1 protein-coding gene is annotated in these 1,124 nt (G+C 68.8%); it reads right to left on the bottom strand.

Annotated features, from left to right (window positions below; all coding sequences use genetic code 11):
- On the bottom strand, window positions 1–1,124 hold a 1,124-nt coding region (locus ACGFU7_RS48260; RefSeq protein ID WP_393705192.1), incomplete at both ends, for an IS1380 family transposase.

Here is a 1,124-nt window from a genome sequence, read left to right as displayed (position 1 = left end):
CAGTCAACCGGTCGGGGCAGTGCGGCAAGGCGGTGGAAAGCCGTGGCCAGCTCGTGTCTCCAGGGCCAGGTCGCCGAGATCCGCAGGCGGAGGCGGCGTCCACCGCGGGTGAGGCGGGCGGCAACGTGTAGCAGCCGGTAGCGAAGTTTCTTGGGTTCGGCGGCGGCGAGTTCGCCATCCAGCAGGAGAACGCGGGCCCAGGCGAGGAGATCGATCGCCGTGAGGCTGAGTTCAAGCCAGGTGGCGTTGACGTCGAAATGGCGGGAGGGGAAGCGGCCGAAGCCAGTGTTCTTGCCGCACCGGATGTGGTCCTCGACGGTGGCGTGTCCGCGGTGGCGGACCTCCAGGAACTGCGCGGAGCCGCCGCCGGAGTAAGGGGTATCGGTAAGAAATACCTGGTGCCGCAGGCCCTCGTCGTGATCGAACAGGGACAGCTGTGCTCCGGGGTGCGGTCGTTCGCGCCGCACGATGATGCGGGTGCCGGCCGGGTAGCCGGCGAGGTCGACCATGCCGGTCAGCTCGGCGACCTCGGCGCCGTCGCGCAGTGTCCCGTTCTGGTCCAAGGCGGGATGCCAGAGAGCTTCGGGCAGTGAGCGGATTGCACGACGGACTGGCTCGGTGACCGCGTATCCGACCGAGAACCGCAGGTTCAACCCGTGTTCGCGCAAGGTCCGGATGTGGGTGAGGAAGGCTTTCGCGGATCCGGCGCTGTCGGTGCGGACCAGGATCTGGGGGCCGTACCGGTGAGCGTCGGGGATCTGTGCGAGGGCGTCGTCCAGCACCGCGATGTGATCGGCGGCGGTGTTGGCTCCGGAGTTGCCGGGCCGCAGTCGGCCAGACATGGCCTCGCCGGTGTTCGCGAGGAAACACAGCAGCGGATGAAAGCCGAAGCCGCCTTTGTAAGTGGGCGCGGCCTGTTCCTTTTCCGAGTGGGAGGTGATCAGCGTGGCGTCGAGGTCCAGGACCAGGCCGGGTAGTTCTCGTCCGCCGGCCTGGACGGCGGGTATGCCCTGGCCGGTCTCGGCGGCCTGCATCCAGGCGACTTCCCGAGCTGAGGCGCGGGCCGCTCGCAGCGAAGCGAGTACTGCCCCGTCGGTGTCGGCGAGCAACCGCCAGGCGGTGGG

The organism is Streptomyces sp. NPDC048473, from assembly GCF_043200155.1.
Classification (GTDB): Bacteria; Actinomycetota; Actinomycetes; order Streptomycetales; family Streptomycetaceae; genus Streptomyces.
Note: the sequence above shows the minus strand (reverse complement) of the source record. Positions and strands in the feature narration are given on the sequence as shown.